Annotated in this window: 22 protein-coding genes; 13 read left to right on the top strand and 9 right to left on the bottom strand. The window is 68.4% G+C overall.

The genetic code is table 11. From position 1 onward, the window contains the following. From AB0M48_RS09090 to AB0M48_RS09055, 8 genes are read left to right on the top strand one after another with little or no spacing between them, the layout of a single operon-like run. A complete protein-coding gene (locus tag AB0M48_RS09090) occupies positions 1-444 on the top strand; it encodes a hypothetical protein (protein WP_363837623.1) in 444 nt (147 codons plus the stop codon). Then, positions 441-845, top strand: coding sequence for a hypothetical protein (locus AB0M48_RS09085; protein ID WP_363837620.1), 405 nt, complete (start codon positions 441-443; stop codon positions 843-845). Before AB0M48_RS09090 ends, AB0M48_RS09085 begins: the two co-directional genes overlap by 4 nt. Continuing rightward, positions 842-1588 (top strand): hypothetical protein, encoded by a 747-nt coding sequence (locus AB0M48_RS09080; protein WP_363837617.1) that lies wholly within the window; start codon positions 842-844, stop codon positions 1586-1588. Before AB0M48_RS09085 ends, AB0M48_RS09080 begins: the two co-directional genes overlap by 4 nt. After that, on the top strand, positions 1588-2007 hold the full coding sequence (locus AB0M48_RS09075; RefSeq protein WP_266035473.1) for a DUF3093 family protein: 420 nt from the start codon (positions 1588-1590) through the stop codon (positions 2005-2007). The genes AB0M48_RS09080 and AB0M48_RS09075 overlap by 1 nt, the downstream gene beginning before the upstream one ends. Positions 2008-2012: 5 nt before the next feature. Further along, on the top strand, positions 2013-2369 hold the full coding sequence (locus AB0M48_RS09070) for a hypothetical protein (RefSeq protein WP_363837612.1): 357 nt from the start codon (positions 2013-2015) through the stop codon (positions 2367-2369). Between the two features lie 11 nt (positions 2370-2380). After that, on the top strand, positions 2381-3676 hold the full coding sequence (gene hemL, locus AB0M48_RS09065; RefSeq protein ID WP_363837609.1) for a glutamate-1-semialdehyde 2,1-aminomutase: 1296 nt from the start codon (positions 2381-2383) through the stop codon (positions 3674-3676). Next, positions 3673-4302, top strand: coding sequence for a histidine phosphatase family protein (locus tag AB0M48_RS09060; protein ID WP_363837606.1), 630 nt, complete (start codon positions 3673-3675; stop codon positions 4300-4302). The genes hemL and AB0M48_RS09060 overlap by 4 nt, the downstream gene beginning before the upstream one ends. Beyond that, the gene (locus tag AB0M48_RS09055) at positions 4299-4856 is read left to right on the top strand and encodes a TlpA disulfide reductase family protein (RefSeq protein WP_363837603.1); all 558 of its coding nucleotides are present in this window, start codon (positions 4299-4301) and stop codon (positions 4854-4856) included. Before AB0M48_RS09060 ends, AB0M48_RS09055 begins: the two co-directional genes overlap by 4 nt. A gap of 385 nt (positions 4857-5241) precedes the next feature. Here AB0M48_RS09055 and AB0M48_RS09050 read toward each other — a convergent pair whose 3' ends face one another. Continuing rightward, entirely contained in the window at positions 5242-5769 is a 528-nt protein-coding gene (locus AB0M48_RS09050) for a YbhB/YbcL family Raf kinase inhibitor-like protein (RefSeq protein WP_363837600.1), read from the bottom strand. A gap of 310 nt (positions 5770-6079) precedes the next feature. On the opposite strand from AB0M48_RS09050, the gene AB0M48_RS09045 reads away from it, so the two are divergent. The 4 genes from AB0M48_RS09045 (at position 6080) to AB0M48_RS09030 (ending at position 8175) form a co-directional block, all read left to right on the top strand. Continuing rightward, positions 6080-6628, top strand: a complete 549-nt coding sequence (locus AB0M48_RS09045) for a polysaccharide deacetylase family protein (RefSeq protein ID WP_363837597.1) — start codon at positions 6080-6082, stop codon at positions 6626-6628. A 63-nt stretch (positions 6629-6691) separates the two neighbouring features. Continuing rightward, a complete protein-coding gene (locus AB0M48_RS09040; RefSeq protein ID WP_363837594.1) occupies positions 6692-7138 on the top strand; it encodes a hypothetical protein in 447 nt (148 codons plus the stop codon). 19 nt (positions 7139-7157) lie between these two features. Further along, positions 7158-7634 carry a hypothetical protein gene (locus AB0M48_RS09035; RefSeq protein WP_363837591.1) on the top strand — a complete coding sequence of 159 codons (477 nt, stop codon included), beginning with the start codon at positions 7158-7160 and terminating at the stop codon, positions 7632-7634. Positions 7635-7698: 64 nt separating this feature from the next. Beyond that, a complete protein-coding gene (locus AB0M48_RS09030; RefSeq protein ID WP_363837588.1) occupies positions 7699-8175 on the top strand; it encodes a hypothetical protein in 477 nt (158 codons plus the stop codon). Positions 8176-8244: 69 nt separating this feature from the next. Here the strand turns inward: AB0M48_RS09030 and lon are convergent, their stop codons facing one another. Beyond that, a complete protein-coding gene (gene lon / locus AB0M48_RS09025) occupies positions 8245-10593 on the bottom strand; it encodes an endopeptidase La (RefSeq protein ID WP_363837585.1) in 2349 nt (782 codons plus the stop codon). Between the two features lie 76 nt (positions 10594-10669). Beyond that, on the bottom strand, positions 10670-11320 hold the full coding sequence (locus AB0M48_RS09020; RefSeq protein WP_363837582.1) for a hypothetical protein: 651 nt from the start codon (positions 11318-11320) through the stop codon (positions 10670-10672). Positions 11321-11425: 105 nt separating this feature from the next. Between AB0M48_RS09020 and AB0M48_RS09015 the strand changes: the two genes are divergently transcribed. Continuing rightward, the gene (locus AB0M48_RS09015; RefSeq protein ID WP_363837579.1) at positions 11426-12262 is read left to right on the top strand and encodes an SAM-dependent methyltransferase; all 837 of its coding nucleotides are present in this window, start codon (positions 11426-11428) and stop codon (positions 12260-12262) included. Here AB0M48_RS09015 and AB0M48_RS09010 read toward each other — a convergent pair. The 6 genes from AB0M48_RS09010 to AB0M48_RS08985 form a co-directional block, all read right to left on the bottom strand. Further along, the gene (locus AB0M48_RS09010; protein ID WP_363837576.1) at positions 12235-13263 is read right to left on the bottom strand and encodes a hypothetical protein; all 1029 of its coding nucleotides are present in this window, start codon (positions 13261-13263) and stop codon (positions 12235-12237) included. The genes AB0M48_RS09015 and AB0M48_RS09010 overlap by 28 nt on opposite strands. A gap of 122 nt (positions 13264-13385) precedes the next feature. Beyond that, positions 13386-15266, bottom strand: a complete 1881-nt coding sequence (locus AB0M48_RS09005; protein WP_363837573.1) for a patatin — start codon at positions 15264-15266, stop codon at positions 13386-13388. Between the two features lie 65 nt (positions 15267-15331). Further along, a complete protein-coding gene (locus AB0M48_RS09000; RefSeq protein WP_363837570.1) occupies positions 15332-15850 on the bottom strand; it encodes an AAA family ATPase in 519 nt (172 codons plus the stop codon). Further along, the gene (locus AB0M48_RS08995; RefSeq protein ID WP_363837567.1) at positions 15847-16482 is read right to left on the bottom strand and encodes a CatB-related O-acetyltransferase; all 636 of its coding nucleotides are present in this window, start codon (positions 16480-16482) and stop codon (positions 15847-15849) included. The genes AB0M48_RS09000 and AB0M48_RS08995 overlap by 4 nt, the downstream gene beginning before the upstream one ends. Further along, positions 16479-18353 carry an ABC transporter ATP-binding protein gene (locus AB0M48_RS08990; protein WP_363837564.1) on the bottom strand — a complete coding sequence of 625 codons (1875 nt, stop codon included), beginning with the start codon at positions 18351-18353 and terminating at the stop codon, positions 16479-16481. Before AB0M48_RS08990 ends, AB0M48_RS08995 begins: the two co-directional genes overlap by 4 nt. A 34-nt stretch (positions 18354-18387) precedes the next feature. Next, positions 18388-19284, bottom strand: a complete 897-nt coding sequence (locus AB0M48_RS08985) for an alpha/beta hydrolase (protein ID WP_363837561.1) — start codon at positions 19282-19284, stop codon at positions 18388-18390. Between the last annotated feature and the right edge of the window lie 5 nt (positions 19285-19289).

Raw genomic sequence — 19289 nt, 5'->3', positions numbered from 1 at the left:
GTGACGTCTCCGAAGGAATCGGGCACCCCTGGCACGATCACCGCGGGCTACTGGCTCGTCGTGGCCGGCGCTGTGCTCTGGGTTCTCGCCGCCGTGTTCCAGTTCGCCAACAAGCAGGTTCTGATCGACCAGGTGAAGTCCACGACCACCGACGGCAAGCTGACGCCGGAGATGATCGAGTCGACGGCGACGGCGATCGTCGTCGCCGTGCTGGTGGGCTCGGTCGTGCTGGCAGGGCTCGCCGTGTGGTTCGCGGGCAAGGTCAAGGGCGGGCTGAAGAAGAGCCGCACCGGCCTGATGATCACGGTGTTGCTGAACCTGTTCTTCCAGATGATCGGCAACGGGCTGGCCGTCGTGCCGGCGCTGATCGCGATGTCGGGTCTCGTGCTGTTCTACTTCCGGCAGTCGACCGAGTACCTGACGCAGCGCGAGCAACTGGCGTGAAGTACGACGGCACGCCGCGGACGGTGCGCATCGCGGTCGGCCTGTGGCTCGCGATCGCCGTCTTCGTCCTCTTCACGACCGCGGGGCTGTGGTTCCAGCGCGGTGAGGTCCAGCGGCTGACCGGCTGGTCGTCCGGGCAGGTCACGAGCTTCCTGGGGACGCTGACGGCGGTCGCGGTGATCTTCGTGGTGGCCTACGCGTGGCTCACGAGGCTCTTCCTGAAGCGGAAGAACTGGGCGCGGATCGCGCTCTCACTCATCGCGATCCTGCACATGATCTGGATCCTGTTCGTCGGGATCAGCGCTTCGAGCTTGGTCACGTTGCTGCTCATCTGTGCCGCAATCGTCTTCACGTGGCAGGCGCGTACGGCACAGTGGCTGGTGGAGGTGCGTGAGCAGTGACCAATCCGCAGGACCCGAACCCCTGGCAGCCGAGCCCGGACACCCCGCAGGCCCAGCCGAGCCAGTACGGCGCCACCGCCGGGACGTACGAGGTGACGGCCGTGAACAACATGGGGCTGCCGATGCCGCCCGCGCCCGAGATGGCACCGCCTCTCGACCACGCGCAGTGGCAGAACCCGGCCGGTACCGGGTGGCAGAACCCCACCAGCGCCTATCCCACGCCACCTGGCGGGCACTACCAGGTGAATCAGGTCGCGCAGGCGAGCTATCCGATGTCGCCGGTGCAAGCCCACGAGCTGCCACCGGCGCGGCCGGCCACGATCAACGCCGCGATGTGGATCTGGATCCTGGGTGCCGTGCTCTCCGTCGCCGTGCTGCCGGTGATGCTGCTGGTCAACGCCGACTTCTTCCTCACCCAGGACAGCATCGTCACGGAAGAGGACCGCCGGGCGGGCGAGATCGGTGTGCGGGCCATGGCGGTGATGTTCGGCTTCATGATGCTGGTCGCGGCCGCGCCGTACGTCGCGTTCGCGATCGTGCTGCGCAACGGCCAGAACTGGGCGCGCATCCTGCTCTCGATCCTCGGCGGGCTCGGACTCGTGTCGATGATCTCGATCGCGTTCGTCTCGATCGGCGCGCGGGTCTGGCAGCCGAGCGTGGCGATCTGCATCGTGGTGATCGGGCTGACCATCGCGGCCATCGTGCTGCAGTTCCTGCCGGCGTCGAACAGGTTCGTCCGCTAGTGCTCTACCGCGAGTCCGGCAGCAGCTGGTGGCCGCTCCTGTGGGGCCCGGCGTTCGCCGTCGCCGGGTACCTGGTCGAGCGCGTCACCGGGCCCGCGTCCGTGACGCTGTGGGCCGTCGCGGGACTCGGCCTGACGCTCGGCGCGGTGCTGTGGGTGTACGGGCGGGTCAAGACCGGCAGCATCGAGCTCACCGCCGAGGACGCGCGGTTCGGGCGGGAGACGCTGCCGGTCGCGATGATCGAGGCCTGCCAGGACGTCGGCGCGCCGGCCGGGGCGAAGGTGCTCGGTGGCGGCTGGTCGGTGCCCAAGGGGACGACCGCGGTGCCGTTGCGGCTGGCCGACGGCTCGGTGGTGCTGGCGTGGGCGCGCGATCCGGAAGCCTTCCTCGCGGCACTGCGGCGGGTCGTGAGAAGGTGAGCGACGTGACAGAGGCCGTGACTGAGCAGGAGCCGGACGCCGTGGTGGAGGAGCCTGAGCAGGCGCCGCCGGCCGGTCCGAGCCTGCACCAGCCCAAGCGGTGGCTCATCGCCGCGGGCGAGGCCGTCGCGATCGTTCTGCTGGTGATCGCCGCCGTGTGGTGCTGGAACCGCGGCGTCGTGCCGCTGGAGTACCCGTTCGAGGGACGCGAGCCGTTGATCTCCACGCGCTACCACGGCAACTGGCTGGGCACCGCCGTCGGCGCCGCCACGCTGGCCGTGGTCCTCGCTCTCGACGCGGTGCGGCAGGTCCTTCTGGCCGTGCGCACCCGGCCGCAGAAAGCCGCCGACTCCGACATGTGAGACTGGGGTACGTGACTGCGAGTCGATCCCAGGCCCTGTTCGAGCGCGCGTCGACGCTGACCCCCGGCGGGGTCAACTCTCCGGTGCGGGCGTTCCACTCCGTCGGCGGCACCCCGCGCTTCATGGTGCGCGGCGAGGGTCCGCACCTGTGGGACGCCGACGGCAACCGGTACGTCGACCTGGTGGCCTCGTGGGGCCCGATGATCCTCGGGCACGCCCATCCGGCCGTGGTCTCCGCGGTGCAGAAGGCCGCTTCGGCCGGGCTGTCGTTCGGCACGCCCACCGAGGGTGAGATCGAGCTCGCGGCCGAGCTGATCGACCGCGTCGAGCCGGTCCGCCAGGTCCGCCTGGTCAACTCGGGCACCGAGGCCACGATGAGCGCGATCCGCCTCGCGCGCGGCTTCACCGAGCGCCGCAAGGTCATCAAGTTCGCCGGGTGCTACCACGGTCACGTCGACGCGCTGCTGGCCCAGGCCGGCTCGGGTGTCGCGACCCTGGGCCTGCCGAGCTCGCCCGGTGTCACGGGCGCGCAGGCCGAGGACACGATCGTGCTGCCCTACAACGACATCGAGGCCGTGCGCGCGGCGTTCGCGGAGAACCCCGGCGAGATCGCCTGCGTCATCACCGAGGCCGCGGCGGGCAACATGGGCGCCGTCGCGCCCGGTGCCGACTTCAACGCGGGTCTGCGCGAGATCTGCGACGCCGACGGCGCGTTGCTGATCATGGACGAGGTCATGACCGGCTTCCGCGTCTCGCGCGCCGGCTGGTTCGGCCTGGAGCGCGTGCGCGGCGACCTCTACACGTTCGGCAAGGTCATGTCCGGTGGACTCCCCGCGGCTGCGTTCGGCGGCCGTGCCGACGTGATGGAGCGGCTGGCCCCCTCCGGCCCCGTCTACCAGGCGGGCACGCTGTCGGGTAACCCCGTGGCGGTGGCCGCCGGTCTCGCGACGCTGCGCGCGGCCGACGACGAGGTCTACACGGCCCTGAACCGCAACGCCACGCGCCTCGGCGCGCTCTTCACGGCCTCGCTGACCGAGGCGGGCGTCGAGCACCGCGTGCAGTTCGCCGGGAACCTGGTGAGCGTGTTCTTCGGTTCTACCGAGGTGAAGGACTACGCGGGCGCGCAGGCGTGCGAGACGTGGCGCTTCCCGCCGTTCTTCCACGCCCTGCTCGACCGAGGCGTCTACGCCCCGCCGTCGGCGTTCGAGGCGTGGTTCGTGAACGCCGCCATGGGTGAAGAGGAGTTCGCCGTGATCGCCGACGCACTGCCGCACGCGGCCCGTGCCGCCAAGGAGGCCCGCAAGTGACCCGCACCGTCGTCCACCTGCTCCGCCACGGCGAGGTGCACAACCCGACCGGCATCCTCTACGGCCGTCTTCCCGGCTTCAAGCTGTCGGAGCGGGGGCAGAAGCAGGCCCTCACCGTGGCCGAGCACCTGGCGGACCATGACCTGGTGCACGTCGTGGCGTCTCCTTTGGACCGTGCACAGCAGACTGCCGCTCCTATAGCCGACTCGCATCGGCTTGAGCTGGCCACTGATGAGCGGCTGATCGAGGCCGACAACCAGTTCCAGGGGCTGAAGGTCGCTGTGGGGGACGGGGCTTTGCGGTCTCCTCAGCACTGGCCGAAGCTCGTGAACCCGTTTCGGCCCTCCTGGGGTGAGCCCTACATCGAGATCGCTCACCGGATGATGGGGGCGGTGCAGAAGGCTCGGGCTGCTGCTGAGGGGCATGAAGCCGTTTGTGTCTCGCATCAGTTGCCGATTTGGACTGTGCGGCGGTTCTTGGAGGGGAAGCGGATGTGGCACGACCCTCGTCGGCGGGAGTGCTCGCTTGCTTCGCTCACCTCGTTGATCTTTGAGGGGGAGCAGTTGGTTCGGATTGCCTACTCCGAGCCTGTGGGGGCTACTGATCCTCGGGTGACTGGGGCATGAAGCGGTTCTTGGTGCTCTTGTTGTTGGTTGGTGGGTGTGCTACCGGGAAGGATGCTGCTCAGGTTGGGGCTGGGGATTTTTATCTCGTTGCTCCTGGTGGGCAGGTCGAGATTCGGTATGCGCCTTCTGAGCGGAAGCAGTTGAAGGGGCTCGAGGGCGAGTCTCTGCTGGAAGAGGGTAAGACCGTCCGGCTTTCTGATTATGCGGGCAAGCCCGTTGTGATCAATATTTGGGGGGCCTGGTGTGGGCCCTGCCGGACTGAGGCTCCTGAGATGCAGAAGGTTTTTGATTCTGGGACTCAGGTTCTCGGGGTTGATGTCAAGGAGACTTCCAAGGATCATCCTCGGGATTTTATGAGGGATCGGTCTTTGACCTACCCTTCTATTTATGATGCTTCTGCTCGTAGTTTTATCAATGTGTTTCGCGGGGTTCCGGCTAATAGTGTTCCTTCCACGTTTGTTGTGGACAAGGAGCACAGGGTGGCGGCTGCGTTTTTGGTGCCGGTCTTGGCTTCGGATTTGCAGCCTGTATTGGATGAGCTTGCCAAAGAGTGATCTTTGGGGCGCGCCGGTTGGGATGCGTTCCCCGGTTGCGTTGGCGGGGCTGCGGTTGCTTGCTTCCCCTGGGGGCTCTGCCCCCAGACCCCCGGCAATCTGATCAGGGGGCCCGCGCCGTGCGCGGGTAGATGGCACGCCTGCTGCGTTGGGCGGCCGCCTGTTGCTTAGAGGGTTGCGGTGGCGGTGGGGTCCCATCACGAGCCGAGCCAAGAGCGGGCCACACCTGAAGAAGGGTGTCAAGCGGACGAAAAGCGTGTCCGCTTGACACCCCTTCTCCCATGCAGCAAGAGCTGTGGTGCGACTCGTGACGGGACCCCACCGCCCTTGCCTTGTGGAAGTACGGCTCGCCTTCGGCTTCGCTTGGGAGGGGGCTTCGCGTGGGTTAGTGCTGGTAGGTGGGGGTGATGATCGCCCTTGCCAGGGTGTGGAAGGCCAGGTTGAAGCTCACCACTGCTGGGGAGGCGTTCTCGTCCACGTCCAGCTTCTCTACGTCTACCGCGTGCACCACGAAGTAGTAGCGGTGCGGGTGGTCGCCCTTGGGTGGGGCCGCGCCGCCGAAGGCTCGGGTGCTGTAGTCGGAGCGGACGTGGAAGGCGTCGCCTGGGAGTGTGGCGTCTTCGGCGCCTGCGCCGGTGTCCAGGTGGGTTGTCGTTGCCGGGATGTTCACGGCCACCCAGTGCCAGAAGCCCGACGGGGTGGGGGCGTCCGGGTCGAAGCAGGTGACCACGAAGCTGCGGGTCTCCTCGGGGAAGCCCGACCAGGCCAGGTGCGGGGAGGTGTTGCCGCCCTCGAAGACCTGGGCGTCGGGGAGTTGCTCGCCGTCGCGCACGTCCTTCGAGGTGACGGTGAAGGTGCCGACCTGCGGTAGCAGCTCGTAGGGGTCGGGAGCGACTGGGCGCTCGAGGCTCATGGGGGTCCTCCTTTTGTGATCACTTCGACCCTAGTCCCGTGCAACCATGAGGGCCTGCGCGACGTCTTTCGCGTGGAGGGGGATTTTGATGTCCGTGTTGCGGCTTTTCGCTGCCTTTTTGCTGGTTGTCGGGGTTGTGGCGTGTGGGGACGCGCCTGGGTCCCAGTCCGGTGGTCCGGTGTTGACGACGTCTTCGGCGCCTGTGCCGACCAGTTCGCCGGAGCGGCCCGAGCGGATGTTCGAGGCGCCCTATCCGTACGGGACCGTGCAGGCGAAGGCGCCTGCTGTTGCCGACGGGATGGTGCCTGTCGTGACGCGGATCGAGACGGACAAGCCGTACGTGTTCATCACGATCGACGACGGTGCTGTGCAGCATCCGAAGGCTCGTGAGCTGATGATCGAGGCCGGGGTGTGGCCGTCGGTGTTCCTGAACACGAAGTACGCCGAGGGGCACAAGGACTACTTCAAGCAGTTGCCCGTGACGGTGCACAGTCACACGTCGACCCACCCGAACCTGATGGGGAAGGGGTTCGAGTTCCAGAAGCACGAGATCTGCGGCAACGCGGACTTCCTCGCCGGGGACTACGGGAAGCGGCCCACGTTGTTCCGGCCGCCGTTCGGGAACTACGACGCGACTACTCGTCATGCGGCGGCCAGTTGTGGGTTCAAGGCGTTGGTGAACTGGACTGCGGCGGTCAACGACGGGCGGGTGCAGTTCCAGCAGGGGGACGAGCTCGTTCGTGGCGACATCGTGCTCATGCACTTCCGCACGACGTTCGTCGAGGACTTCACGGCCTTTCTGAACCGGGCGAAGCAGGACGGGCTGACGCCGGTGCCGCTGGAGGACTTCCTCGGGTAGGGGGCAACCCGGGGGGCTCGTCCGGCGTGTGAACGTGGGGAGCCTTTCGGCAGAGGGGGAGAGATGAAGCGCATTGCTGTTGCGCTCGTCGCCGTGGGGATGGCGATGAGTGTCGTGCCGGCCGCGTCGGCGGCCGGGGCGAGCGAGCTCACGAACATCCGGACCGAGCGGCACGCCGGGTTCGACCGGGTGGTGTTCGACTTCACCGGGCCGCGGCCCGAGGTGACGGCGGGGCGGTCGGCCGAGCCGTACCACTGCGGGTCCGGCAAGCCGATCTCGGCCAAGGGCGACGAGTTCCTGGACGTCACCATGCAGCCCGCGAACGCCAACGGCTACACCGGGCCGCGTTCGTTCGACACGCCTGCGCTGCTGAACGTCCGGAGCGTCACGAACACCTGCAACTTCGAGGCGCACCTGGGCTTTTCGCTCGGGTACGCGGGTGCGGGACGGGCCTACGCGATCTCGTTCCTGGACAACCCGACCCGTGTCGTCGTCGACATCGACCACTGACGTCCAGAGGGGGAGACAAGTGAAGAAGCGACTGGGTGCGGTGCTGCTTGCGGTGGCCGCGGTGTTCACGATCGTCCCGATGGCGTCGGCCAGTGGGCACGCCGAGCTGACGAACATCAGGACCGGCAAGCACGACGGGTTCGAGCGGGTCGTGCTGGACATGAACGGCCTGCCGGGCAACTACATCTCCAAGGAGACCACGCCCGCCGAGATCTCCAACTGCAACACGGGTGATCCAGTGCCGATGCAGGGCGTGGAGGTCCTCCACTCGACGATCTACGGCGCCGCTACGTACGACGAGAACTTCGATCCGACGTACTTCGGGCCGCGCAACTTCGTGCCGCAGGGGCTGACCAACGTGAAGGGCGTCGCCATCACGTGCGACTTCGAGGGGACGCTCGGCATCGCGGTCAGCTACGACGACCCCGAGTCGTGGCACAAGGTGTTCACGCTGGCCAACCCGGACCGGCTCGTCGTCGACGTCTACTCGTTCTGACGCAACTGTGGCCTGAGTCACACGTCCTGATAGACATCTAATGAGCCCTGAGAGGGGGCCGAAGATGCACAGACGTCTTGTCGCACTGATGGTGGCGGTACTGGCGGTCTTCACGTTCGTCCCGAACGCGTCGGCGCAGAGCACGCCCACGCTGTCGAACATCCGTACCGGGCAGCACGCCGGGTTCAGCCGCGTGGTGCTGGACCTGTCCGGGCTGCCGACGGAGCACCGGGTCAGCGAGGTCACCAGCGTGTCGCACTGCGCGTCCGGGAACCCGATCACCGTTGCGGGAACCGGGATCAACGAGATCCTGTCGGTCATGTTGATCGGTGCGGCCGCGCACGACGACAACGGGAACCTGACGTACACCGGGTCGCAGAACTTCGCGACGCCCGGCCTGAGTCACATTCGCGGAGTCGCGCTCACGTGCGACTTCGAGGCCACGCTCGGGATCGCTGTCGGCTACAGCAATCCCTACTCGTGGCACCGGGTCTTCACGCTGACGAGCCCGAACCGGCTCGTCATCGACGTCGGCCTGTAGGCAGGAAAGGTAGAGCAAAGCCTCGTGGGGCAGCAGTCGCCGCTGCTGCCCCACGAGGGGTCTGTTCCGTTACGCCGCAACGGTTGCGACGGTCTCCTTCGAGAGTGCGTGCTCCAGCACCTGGGCCACGTCGGAGACGAAGTGCACCGTCAGCTGCTCACGCACCGACTCCGGCACGTCGTCCAGGTCCGGCTCGTTGCGCTGCGGCAGCAGCACGGTCGTGATGCCCGCACGGTGAGCGGCCAGCAACTTCTGCTTCACGCCACCGATCGGCAACACCCGGCCGGTCAACGAGATCTCGCCCGTCATCGCCACGTCGGAACGCACCGGGCGGCCCGAGAGCAGCGAGGCCAGTGCCGTCGTCATCGTGACGCCCGCGGACGGACCGTCCTTCGGCACCGCGCCCGCCGGGACGTGGATGTGCACTCCCCGGTCGGCCAGCGCCGCGGCCCTGTCGTCGTGCGAACGCAGGTACGACAACGCGATCTGCGCGGACTCCTTCATCACGTCGCCCAGCTGGCCGGTCAGCGTCACGCCGGACGCGCCGGTGTCCTTCGGGGCCAGCGAGGCCTCGATGAACAGCACGTCGCCACCGACACCGGTCACGGCCAGACCCGTTGCCACGCCGGGGACGGACGTGCGTTCCGCCGACTCGGGCGTGTTCTTCGGGCTGCCCAGGTACGACTTCAGCGACGGCTGGTCGACGGTGATCGGCAGTTCCTCCTCGCCCAGGGCGACCTTCGCGGTCACCTTGCGCAGGATGCGCGAGAGGGCCCGTTCCAGTTGCCGCACACCGGCTTCCCGCGTGTACTCGCTCGCGAGCTGGTGCAGCGCGGGCTTGGAGAACGTCACGTCCTCAGGCGCGAGGCCGGCGCGTTCGATCTGGCGCGGCAGCAGGTGACCGCTGGCGATCGTGACCTTCTCGTCCTCGGTGTAGCCGTCGAGCTGCACGAGTTCCATGCGGTCGAGCAGCGGCGCCGGGATCGACTCCAGCACGTTCGCGGTCGCGAGGAACACCACGTCCGAGAGGTCGAGCTCGACCTCCAGGTAGTGGTCGCGGAACGTGTGGTTCTGCGCCGGGTCCAGCACCTCGAGCAACGCCGCCGTCGGGTCGCCGCGGTAGTCGGAGCCCACCTTGTCGATCTCGTCGAGCAGCACGACCGGGTTCATCGAACCGGCCTCGCTGATCGCGCGCACGATCCGGCCCGGCAACGCCCCGACGTACGTGCGGCGGTGGCCGCGGATCTCGGCCTCGTCGCGCACGCCGCCCAGGGCGACACGCACGAACTTGCGGCCCATCGCCCGTGCCACGGACTCACCGAGCGACGTCTTGCCCACGCCGGGAGGGCCCGTCAGCGCGAGCACGGCGCCGGAACGACGGCCGCCCACGACGCCCATGCCGCGGTCGGCACGGCGCTTGCGCACGGCCAGGTACTCGGTGATGCGCTGCTTCACGTCGTCGAGGCCCGCGTGGTCGGCGTCGAGGATCTCGCGCGCCGCCTTGATGTCGTAGGAGTCCTCGGTCCGGGAGTTCCACGGCATCTCGAGAACGGTGTCGAGCCACGTCCGGATCCAGCCCACCTCGGGCGACTGCTCGGAGGTGCGCTCCAGCTTGTCGACCTCGGCCAGCGCGGCCTTCGCGACCTTCTCCGGCAGGTCCGCCGCCTCGACACGGGCGCGGTAGTCCTCCTGCTCGGTCGCCGGCTTGCCGTCGAGCTCGGCCAGTTCCTTGCGGATCGCGGCCATCTGCTGGCGCAGCAGGAACTCCCGCTGCTGCTTCTCGACGCCTTCCTTGACGTCCTTCGCGATCGTCTCGTTGACGTCGAGCTCGGTCAGGTGCGCCTGACCCCACTCCACCAGCTTCTCCAGCCGGGTGGTGACGTCACTCGTCTCCAGCAGCCAGATCTTCTGCTGGTCGTCGAGGTAGGAGGCGTAGCCCGCGAGGTCGGCCAGCGCGGACGGGTCGCTGATCTGCTGCACCGAGTCGACCATCTGCCACGCGCCACGCGTCTGCAGGATGTTCGTCACGAGAGCGCGGTACTGCTTCGCGAGCTCGCGGGTGCGGTCGGTGATCGGGGAGTCGTCCGCGATCGTGGCGTTGACCCACAGCGCCGCGCCCGGCCCCGTGGTGCCCGTGCCGATGCGCACGCGCTTGGTGCCGCGCACGACGGCGGCGCGTTCGCCACCGGGCAGGCGGCCCACCTGTTCGATCTCGGCCAGCGTGCCCACCGCCGCGTACTTCCCGTCCAGCCTGGGGACGAGGAGCACTTGATGATTCGCCGCCGTCGTGGCCGCGTCTACAGCCGCACGGGCCTCGGCGCTCGCGTCCGCACCGGAGATGCGGATCGGCACCACCATGCCGGGCAGCACCACGACGTCGTCCAGCGGCAGAACCGGCAGGGCCAGGGTCTCGCCCATCTCGTCACCCTCCAAAGTTGAGTCTGTACCGCTCAACCAAATGGAGTGGGCCGGTGTTCCCCCGCCGTGTTCGCTGTCAGCGAGCACCTGCCCGAAGGCGTCTGACCAGCGCGATCTCGCCGGTCACGCGGGCCAGCGCGGTGCTCGTGGGGCACGCGGCCAGCACGCCGACGGGCCTGCGGCGCAGGTCGAGGCGATCGCCACCTGGGAATCGCACCGAGCACCGGTTGGCCGCCGCGACGACCGGCACGAGCACCTCGCCTGCTTCGACCGTACGCCCGCTCAGCACGACCGGGCCGGGTGTCCGGCGGGCGGGAGCGACGGGGATCGGGGTGTCGAACCGCAGCAGCTCCTCGGCGGCGTCCCTGGCGAGTTCCGGGGTGGTCCTGAGCAGCTCGGCCTGATCGGGGTGGTCATGCAGGGCGCGTAACGCGTTGACGAGGAACGCCTGGGTGGTGGCCAGGGTGGCGGCGGCGAACGCCTCCACCCCGTGCGCGAGGGTGAACGCCTCGGCCGCCGTCGCCGCAACCGATCGCGCGAACCGGCAGTCGTCGGCGTCGAGCATTTCGAGGGCGCTCAGGGTGATCACCGGCCGGGCGAGCTTCACGGCGTGCGCGATCACCCGTTTGGGTAGCGGTTCCGGAGCACCGGAATCGATGCCGAGCACTGTGAGCACGTCGTCGTAACGGGTGATGCACCACCCACCGGCACCGGCGTCGAAGTGCACCGGTGAGCGTTCCCTGAGGTGGCGAAACCTCGCGTGGCGTTCAGCAGTGCTGGAGTGCATGGTTCTCACACGTGACCGAAACCATCTCGGTTCGGTGGTGTGGCGGTGGACACCCGTGCGGCGACGACGGAGGATGCGCACGTGATGGAAGAGCTGAAGTGGGTCCCGTCCACGGTCGACGTCACGCGTCCGAGCGTGGCTCGGATGTACGACTACTACCTCGGCGGCTCGCACAACTTCGAAGCCGACCGCGCCGCAGCCAAGCAGGTGGAGCAGATCTTCCCCGGCGTCACCCAGAGCGCACAGGCGAACCGCTCGTTCCTGCGCCGGGTCGTCCGCCACCTGATGACGGAGGGGGTCGACCAGTTCCTCGACCTGGGATCCGGCATCCCGACCGTCGGCAACGTCCACGAGATCGCCCAGCACGACAACCCGGACGCGCGCGTCGTCTACGTCGACTTCGAGCCCGTCGCCGTCTCGCACAGCAACGCCCTGCTGGCCGGCAACCCCAACGCCAACGCGATCCTCGCCGACCTGCGCGCGACCTCCACGGTCCTCGCCAGCGCACGCGAGACGCTCGACTTCTCCCGCCCGGTCGGCGTGCTGGTCATCGCCGCGCTGCACTTCGTCCCGGACACCGACAGCCCGTACGAGGCCATCGCCCAGTACATGGCCGACCTGCCGTCCGGCTCGTACCTCGCCATCACCCACGCCACCTGGGACACGCTGTCCGACGAGGAGCTCGCTGAGGCCCAGGAGGCCGCCAAGATCTACAGCAACTCGGACAACAAGGTCACCATGCGCACGCACGCCGAGGTGACGCGGTTCTTCGAGGGCATGGAGATGGTGGAGCCGGGCGTGGTCCCGGTCACCGACTGGCGCCCGGACTCCTTCGACGGCGCAAACGTGAGCATCTACGGCGCCGTCGCCCGCAAGCCCTGAAGCAGCCTGTCCCTGATCTCGTTGGTCTCGCGGTCGGTGAGGGTGCGTTCCGGCGCCCTCATCGTCACGCGGATGAGCACGTTCTTCTGGCCCGGCTCGGCTTCCAGCCTCTCCTGAACGTGTACCGGCAGTTGTTCCGACGGCGTCTCGCTGAGGATCTCGATCTCCTCGACGACGTCCTCGGGTACCAGCGCGCGGATCCGGTCGCCCAGCGTCTCGGCGTCGTCGTCGTTGCTCGCCATGATCGAGACGTCCCTGATCGCGGCCGGGTGCCGGGAGATCGGCCGGTACTCGGTGAGGTCCAGCATCTGCGCGCTGATGCGCGGGTCGGGGTTGCGCAGCAGCCGGATGTCCGGGATCCCCTTGCGCAGCATCAGGATCCGGTCCAGCCCGAGGCCCATCGCGAGGCCGTGCGGGTGGTGTTTCAGCACGTGTCGCGCGGCCCGTCCGCACTCGCCGACTTCGACCCACTGGCCGTCGTGCTCGACGTCGATCTGCTTGCCGTGCGTGGTGTACGGGTGTTCGGCGTCGATCGTGCGATAACGCTTGCCGGGCAACAGGGTGGTGACGACCGTGTGGATCAGGTCGTCGAGCGGTTCGGGGGCGGTGCTGATCCGCCAGACGTCGAGCTGGTGCGGTGTGCCGGTGTGCAGGCGGTCGACCGTGTCGCGGCGGTAGACGAGGCCGGGGCAGAGCAACGTCACGTCCGGGGACGCGGTCCGGAGCGCGGGCGGGATCATCGCCGTGGTGTGGCTGCGCAGCATGCAGGTCTCGCTGACGTACCTGGTGTACCGGGCGTCGCGGGTGATCGCGTCGCGCGGGTAGCCGAGGTGCTCGTAGTTGTGCTCGACCGGGACGAGCGGGTGGTGGCGGACCTCCCGCGGGTGGTCCAGCACGGCTTCGAGGCCGGCGATCAGGAGCTGCATCGCGTGCGGGCCCTGCGCGGGATCGGTGAGATCGCGGACGTTCAGGGCGTGCACGAGTTCTTCGGTGCGGTACATGGGTTTCCCGTTTCTTCTGGCCGAGTGGGTGCGGAGTCCCCCGACCAACGGGAATTTCAGGCGCGCGCCACCCACGCGGGTCGGGGGTGGCTGAATCGCGTCACGGGACCAGGCTAGCGCGGCTACTCGGGTGGCGTCAGCCGCAAATCGGGATCGACCGGCGGCACCCCGTCGAACGGCCCGTCGTCCTCGAGTCGCCCGACGTGGTCCAGCGCCACCTCGATCCCGGCCCGGAACGGATCACCGCCGGCCGGGGGAGTGCGGAACCAGTCGTGCAGTTCCTCGGGGATCTCGAACCGCTCCAGCAGCTCCTCGTACAGCGCGTCGCGGTCGGCGGCCTGCGCGCCGAGGTCCTGGTACTCGCGCAGCGCGATGCGCAGCCGGATCCAGCGGTAGCGGTCGGTGTTCTGCTGCTGCTGGAAGCGTTCGCGCAGCAGATCGCCGGCCCGCTGGCCGCGCAGCGCGAGCTTGCGGATCGTGGCCGGCGGCATGAACAGGTTCGAGCCGCCCTCGTCGGCCGACTGGCGCACGTGCGCGATGCGGCCCCGGTAGCCGGGGAGCGCCGACTGCATGGTGTCGCGCCAGTCCAGGAACGTGTTCAGGATGGAGACCAGGAACCGCGGCGCGGAACCGATCGACGAGTAGGGCGTGCCCGAGGCCGACGCGTCCTGTTCCGGCAGCCACACCTCGGTCGTGTCGCCGTTCGGGTAGGGCTGCAGGCTCAGGCCGAACGTGGGCCAGCGCGGCAGCAGCGCGTCGAAGAAGTGGATCGGGAAGTTGCTGGTGATGCCACCGTCGGAGAACCAGTGCACGCGCCCGTCCCGGCACAGCGGCACGGCGGCGATCAGGCCGGGGAACGACAGCGACATCCGCACGGCGAGCACGACCGGCAGCTGGTCCCTGGAAGGCAGGTCCCGCAACGGCATGCGCTCGTGCAGCGGGCACTTGGCGGCCGTCTCGCGCCCGTTCAGCTGCTCGACCACCCGGCGCGGCAGCACGTAGCCGAGACACTCCTCGCAGTACTGCCACTTTTCCTTGAACGGCAACCGGTACGGCCGTCCCTCGGACAGGTCGGTCGTCATGAGCACGAGGTTGATGTCGCCGAGGTCGCCGAACGTCAGCGCTTCGGACGTGCCCGCGATGTCGTCGAGCCGGTCGGCGATCCAGTCGGCCAGCGGCGGCACGCCCGTCGACTTCGGCACCCCGGCCAGCCGGTCGAGCCACGACGGCCTGAAGTCACCGGTGCCGGGCACGAGTCCGAAGTGGATGGACCGCGCGTTGCCGGCCAGGAACCGCTGCATCGCGTACCCGTACGTGACGAACAGCGCGCTGACGGCCGCCAGCGACAGCACCAGCCACACCAGCAGCACGATCGCCGCCGTCGCGTGGTGGCGGGAGAACGCCAGCCCCAGAACGAGTGGCACCGCCGCGAACACCCAGGCGGGCCAAGGCAGACTCGATCGCAACGGCCACAGCACGATCACCAGGCATGCCAACGCCACCACGACGACCACCGTCGCGAGCCAACCCGGATACACCGACGGCGCGAGCCACGCAGAGAACAGCACGGGCCCGCCCAGCCACAGCAACGCCATCAGCGCCAGCACGGACTTCGCCCGCATCCCCACCGCACCGAGCAACGCGAAGAACAGGCACGAGATCGCGCTGCGCCCCGTCGTCTCCCGCTTCTGCATGGACGCGACGACGATCCGGTACAGCGCACGGGTCTTCTCGCCGGGCTGGAACAACTGCGCCATCCGCCACCGCTCAGCGCCCGACCCGGACGTGAACCAGTCGATCAGCCCGGCCAGCTTCTCGAAGCCACCCGAGGCGCGCCCGCGTTCGGCGGCGGCCGTGAACCCCGCGGCGATCGCTCCGGCGGACGCGCCACCGATCTGCTTGAACTCGTAGTGGCGGGCCAGCGAGGCGACCGCGAGGGGGTACACGACTCCGCTGGTCGTGCCGCCCCGCATGGTCAGGTCGCAGTAGCGGTCGTACTCCATGTGCCGATGATCGCGCGATCAGCGTGATCTGGCGGAAAAGTTCACTCGGACGCCATCGAACCGATCTACGACCGTTCCGCGGCCAGCCACCACGAGATCACGTCCTGCGCCACCTCGGCCACCGGCTGGTCAGCGGCGATCACGAAGTCGTCGATCCAGGTGGCGCTGAAGAGCATCTCCAGCTCCTCGGCCCGGTTCAGGTGCCACCGCAGGACAGCCTCGTCCTGGTGCCGCCGCGAGAGCCGTTCGTGAACGACGGACAGGTCCGCCTTCAGCCGGCACACGGTGAGCTTCGCGCCGATGACCTCGGCGTACCGCTCGCGGTCGGCCCGGCTCTCCACCACTCCCGCGAGCACGACGCGGTGCACGCCGGCATCGACGTAGTTGCGCACCACGGCTTGCAGGTTCCGCAGCTGCAGCTCGAGGTGGAACGGGTCGTCGGCCGGCGCGGGCCAGCACGCCGACAACCAGTCGAGGTCGATGACGGCATGCGGGACCTTCGCCTCGACGAGTCGCGAGCCGACGGCCTCCGCCACCGTCGTCTTGCCGACCCCGACCGGGCCGGTGATCAGCAGTGCCTTCACCCAGCGACCGCGGCGAGCTCGGCCGGCGTACCGGCCATGATCACGCGGACGTGTTCCGTCACCTTCTCCACCGGCCAGTCCCACCACGCGATGCGTTCCAGCAGTGCGACGTCCGACTCGCTGTAGCGCGTCTTCAGCAGCTTCGCGGGGTTGCCGCCGACGATGCCGTACGCGGGAACGTCCGACACCACCAGGGAACCGGCGGCGATGATCGCGCCGTTGCCGATCCGCACGCCCGGCATGATCACCGCGTTGTAGCCGATCCAGACGTCGTTGCCCACCACCGTGTCACCACGGCTCGGTGCTCCCAGCGCGATGTCGAGCGTCTTCTCGCCCCAGACGCCGCCGAAGATCGTGAACGGGAACGTCGACACGCCCGCCATGCTGTGGTTGGCGCCGGACATGATGAACCGCACGCCTTCCGCCAGCGCGCAGTAGCGTCCGATGACCAGCTTCTCCGCGCCGTAGTTGTAGAGCACGTTGCGCTGCTCGAACTCCGTGGCGTGGTGCGGATCGTCGTAGTAGGTGTACTCGCCGATCTCGATCTGGGGGTTCTTCACCAACGGCTTGAGCAGCACTGTGCGCGCGTAGTCCGGCAACGGGTAGAGGTTGTCGGGCGAGGGGATGGTCACGGTGCTCCGATCGGTTCTTCGCTGAACTGAGTGCGGTACAGCTTGGCGTAGTGGCCTTCCAGGGCCAGCAACGCTTCATGCGTACCACGTTCGACGATCTGCCCCTTGTCCACGACCAGGATCTGGTTCGCCGCCCGGATGGTCGAGAGCCGGTGCGCGATCACCAGTGACGTCCGGCCGGCGAGCGCCTCGACCAGCGCCTCCTGCACGGCGGCCTCCGATCGCGAGTCCAGGTGGGCGGTCGCCTCGTCCAGGATCACCACGCGGGGCTTGGCCAGCAGCAACCGCGCGATGGTCAGCCGTTGCCGTTCACCACCCGAGAGACGGTATCCGCGTTCGCCGACGACGGTGTCCAACTGATCTGGCAGCGACGACACGAGGTCCGCGAGCCGGGCGCGGGTCAGCGCGTCCCAGATCTCCTCGTCCGTGGCCGTGGGGGCGGCGAGCCGCAGGTTCGCGCCGATCGACTCGTGGAACAGGTGCCCGTCCTGCGTCACCATGCCCACGGTCTCGCGGATCGAGTCGAACGACAGGTCGCGAACGTCCACACCGGACAGCCGGACGGTGCCGGAGTCCGCGTCGTACAGGCGGGGAACCAGCGAGGCGATCGTCGACTTGCCCGCACCCGACGCACCGACCAGCGCGATCAGCGAACCGGGCTCGGCGACGAACGACACCCCGCCCAGGATCTCCTCACCGCCGCGGGTGTCGAGCGACGCCACCTCCTCCAGCGAGGCCAGCGACACCTTTTCCGCGGACGGGTAGGCGAACTTCACGTCCGAGAACTCGACGGACACCGGCCCCTCGGGCACGGAGACGGGTGAGGGCTTCTCCTTGATCAGTGGCGGCAGGTCCAGCACCTCGAAGACGCGCTCGAACGACACCAGCGCCGTCATCACGTCCACCCGTGCGCCGGCCAACGCCGTCAACGGCGCGTACAGCCTCGTCAGCAGCAGTGCGAGCGTCACGATCGTGCCCGGCGCCATTTCTCCGGCGAACACGAAGTACCCGCCGAGGCCGTAGACCAGTGCCAGCGCCAGCGACGACACCAGGGTCAACGCCACGAGGAACAGCCACTGCGCCACCGCGGTCCGCACGCCGATGTCGCGCACCCGCCGCGCCCGCGTCCCGAACTCGGCGCTCTCGATGGAGGGCCGGCCGAACAGCTTGATCAACGTCGCGCCCGGCGCGGAGAACCGCTCGGTCATCTGGGTCGTCATCATCGAGTCGAGGTTCGCGGCCTCGCGGTGCAGGGACGCCAACCGCTTGCCCATCCGCCGCGCGGGGATCAGGAAGATCGGCAGCAGCAGCATCGCGAGCACCGTGACCTGCCACGACAGCGTCAGCATCACGATCAGGGTCAAGACGAGCGCGATGACGTTCGTGACGACACCGGAGATCGTCTCGGAGAACGCCCGTTGCGCCGCGATCACGTCGTTGTTCAGCCGGGAGACCAGCGCACCGGTGCGCGTGCGGGTGAAGAACGCGATCGGCATCCGTTGCACGTGGTCGAAGACGGCTTGGCGCAGCCGCAGGATCAGGTCCTCGCCCACCCGCGACGACTGCCACCGCTCGGCCAGCGAGAACCCGGCCTCCAGCACCGCCACGCCGGCGATCGCCAGCGCGAGCCACACGACCAGACCGAAGTCGCGGCCGCCGATGATGGTGTCGACGACCCGTCCGGCCAGCACCGGGGAGGCCACCGCGAGCACGGCCGCGACCGCGCTGGTGGCGAGCAACGCGTACACGGCACGGCGTTGCGGGTGGGCGAACCGGACGACACGCTTCAACGTCGCCCGGCTCACGCGACGGCTTTTCTCGTCCTGCATCGCGCTTTCGAGCGCGTACCAGGCGTTGAAGTCGATGTTCATGACGACCAGTCTCGAACCTCGACCTACAACGAGGTCAAGCTGTTTTCAGGAACTCGTCGACCTCGGCGAGAGCCGCCGCACGCACTGGCTCAGGCGACAGGAAGAGGTCGTGCATGCCGGCCTTGATCTCCACGACCTTGACCGATGATCCGATCTTCGGACCCCACTTGCGCATTCCCCCGACGTCGAGCACGGCGTCCGCCTTCGAGACGTCCTCGCTCCACTCGCGAGCGTTCAACATGCTCTTGTCGGAGTGCAGCACCAGCACGGGAACGCGCACGTCGAGTCCCTTGTGGACCTTCTCCTGCGCCAGCAGCACCGCGCGGATCCACCCGGCCAGCACGGGGAAGCCCGCCAGCGGCTTCCACTTCAGGTCGAAGTCCCACTCGCCGTTGCGCGAGTTGTGGATCGCGGCCCCGTACGCTTCACCGAGGTTCGCGCGGATCTTCATCTTCGGCGCGATGCCGCCGATCAGCTTCACGACCTGCCGCATGAGCGGTGGCTCGACGACGTCCAGCCACGGGCTGTTGAGCACCAACGCGTCGATGAGCTCGCTGGAGCGTCGTTCGTGCGCCCACAACGACGTGGTGAGGCCACCGGTCGAGTGGCCCATGAGGACCACACGCGAGTGCTCTTCACGAATGACGGCGATCGCCGCGTCGATCTCCTCGAAGTACACGGCCATGTCGGTCGTGTAGTTCGGCACCTCGCCGTCCCGCAGCGACCGGCCGTATCCGCGCAGGTCGACGGCGTAGAAGTCGTAACCCTGGGCGGTGTAGTGCTCGGCCACGTGCTCCTGGAAGAAGTAGTCCGCGAAACCGTGCACGTAGAGGATCGCGCCGCGGTCGTTGGCCGCGGCCCGCCGGCGGACCAGGGTCGCCGAGGCGCCGCCGCGCAACGGCAGAACTGTGGTGTCTTCGTCGCTGCTCACCGGGC

It is taken from the genome of Lentzea sp. NPDC051208 (assembly GCF_040682435.1).
Lineage (GTDB): Bacteria > Actinomycetota > Actinomycetes > Mycobacteriales > Pseudonocardiaceae > Lentzea > Lentzea kristufekii.
The sequence above is the reverse complement of the archived record's forward strand: the minus strand, read 5'-3'. Positions and strand labels throughout refer to the sequence as shown.

Coding starts and splice junctions, on each gene's coding strand:
- AB0M48_RS09010 (WP_363837576.1), bottom strand. CDS start 13,263: ATGTACCGCACCGAAGAACTCGTGCACGCCCTGAACGTCCGCGATCTC.
- AB0M48_RS09050 (WP_363837600.1), bottom strand. CDS start 5,769: ATGAGCCTCGAGCGCCCAGTCGCTCCCGACCCCTACGAGCTGCTACCG.
- AB0M48_RS09055 (WP_363837603.1), top strand. CDS start 4,299: ATGAAGCGGTTCTTGGTGCTCTTGTTGTTGGTTGGTGGGTGTGCTACC.
- AB0M48_RS09005 (WP_363837573.1), bottom strand. CDS start 15,266: ATGGAGTACGACCGCTACTGCGACCTGACCATGCGGGGCGGCACGACC.
- AB0M48_RS08990 (WP_363837564.1), bottom strand. CDS start 18,353: ATGAACATCGACTTCAACGCCTGGTACGCGCTCGAAAGCGCGATGCAG.
- AB0M48_RS09040 (WP_363837594.1), top strand. CDS start 6,692: ATGAAGCGCATTGCTGTTGCGCTCGTCGCCGTGGGGATGGCGATGAGT.
- AB0M48_RS09030 (WP_363837588.1), top strand. CDS start 7,699: ATGCACAGACGTCTTGTCGCACTGATGGTGGCGGTACTGGCGGTCTTC.
- lon (WP_363837585.1), bottom strand. CDS start 10,593: ATGGGCGAGACCCTGGCCCTGCCGGTTCTGCCGCTGGACGACGTCGTG.